Source organism: Parasedimentitalea denitrificans, assembly GCF_011813015.1.
Lineage (GTDB): Bacteria > Pseudomonadota > Alphaproteobacteria > Rhodobacterales > Rhodobacteraceae > Parasedimentitalea > Parasedimentitalea denitrificans.
The window spans coordinates 1-1539 of record NZ_QHLQ01000061.1; the positions used below are offsets into that span (position 1 = coordinate 1).

The 1539-nt window shown below is 51.0% G+C and carries 1 protein-coding gene; it reads right to left on the minus strand.

All coding sequences use genetic code 11. The annotated features are described in order from the left end of the window. Nucleotides 1–67 precede the first annotated feature (67 nt). Nucleotides 68–1459 (minus strand): IS1182 family transposase, encoded by a 1392-nt coding sequence (locus tag DL239_RS21290; protein WP_167686102.1) that lies wholly within the window; start codon nucleotides 1457–1459, stop codon nucleotides 68–70. Between the last annotated feature and the right edge of the window lie 80 nt (nucleotides 1460–1539).

Consider the following 1539-nt stretch of genomic DNA (forward strand, 5'->3'; position numbering starts at 1 on the left):
AATGTTGTTGAAAAACTCGAAGTTTTCGCGTGTCCGTATAACGGGACAATGTGTTCCCGCCTCTGTTTCACGCTGCGGCTTTGGCCTGGATTGGGTGTGACGCCAGCTTGGCTAGCTTTTTGAGGTTCTGGGCGGTTGCGGCGAGGATAAATTCATCATGAGCACCACAGGGGCCACGTAATCGGAGCCGACCTAAGCCGTGGATGCGTTTGAGATGTGCAAAAGACATTTCAACCTTTTTCCTCAACTTGCATGAGATAGCATATTGCTGGGTTTGCGATAATCCGCGGGCGACATCTCGGGACGTTTCATAGATTGAACGTGTGACTTTTCGCTGGGGTTCTTTTGGTGTGCAGCGTTCTTTTAGGGCGCAGACATCGCAGTCTGATTTACGGGCGCGATAGCGTATTGTGGCATCTTTATTCGCTCCCGATCTTGGTGTTTTGAAGGCCCTTCGAAATTGCTTCAGCTCTTTCCCATTTGGGCAGATATAAAGGTCACTGTCTGTATCATAGGTAAAGTCGGCACGCTCAAGAGTTCCATCCTTGCGTCCAGACTTATCGATGACTGGTATATGCGGTGCGATCCCACGCTTTTCGACTAGCCAATCCAGCATAGGACCTGATCCGTAAGCCGTATCTGCTATTAGACGTTCCGGCATCAGGTTATGTACCTTTTGCACGCGATCAATCATGGTTCTGACCGCCCCAACTTCGGCCTGGCGAATAGAACGTGTCGGCTCTACATCCAGGATCACTGCGTTGTCGGTATCGATCAAGTAGTTCGTGGAATAGGCAAAATACGCGGGACCGCCGCGCGCCCCAGTCCACTGGGATGCTGGATCTGAGTGCGAGATAAACTTGGGCGTAACAGGACTGGCGGCACCAAAAGCAGCGTCATCAAGCGTATCTAGATATTCTCGAACGGCCCGTGGCGCATCATCGGCACCAATTGTCTCGGGATCCCAGTCAGCCTTGGCTGTAGAGTTCTGACGATTGGCATCAGCGGCGATGATGCTCGCATCGGCCGCATAGCGCTGGCCGCTCGCTAAGCCCGATGTGATACATTGTGCGACGACCGTTTCGAACACATGCCGTAGGACATCACTGTCGCGGAACCGACCATGTCGATTTTTGGAAAACGTTGAATGGTCTGGGATTGGATCCGCCAGATCCAATTTACAAAACCAGCGATAAGCCAGATTGAGATGGACTTCGTCACACAAACGCCGTTCAGAACGGATGCCCATAATATACCCGACGAGCAACATCCGCATCATCAGTTCCGGATCAATTGAAGGGCGGCCAGTAGAGCTGTAAAACTCAGACAGATGCAGGCGAACGCCGGACAAATCAATTACCCCGTCAATCGCCCTCAGAACATGATCACGGGGAACATGATCCTCAATCGAGAAATCATAAAATAGGGCGCTTTGTGCTTCCTGCCTTGGTCCTAACATCGCCACCAATCCCCCCACGCCAATAAGGAAATTGAATCAGTCATATACCCTCAAATCAACAAGAGTTTTTCAACAACATT

Excerpts from the sequence above, each read along its gene's own strand:
- DL239_RS21290 (WP_167686102.1), bottom strand. The coding sequence starts at position 1,459 with ATGTTAGGACCAAGGCAGGAAGCACAAAGCGCCCTATTTTATGATTTC.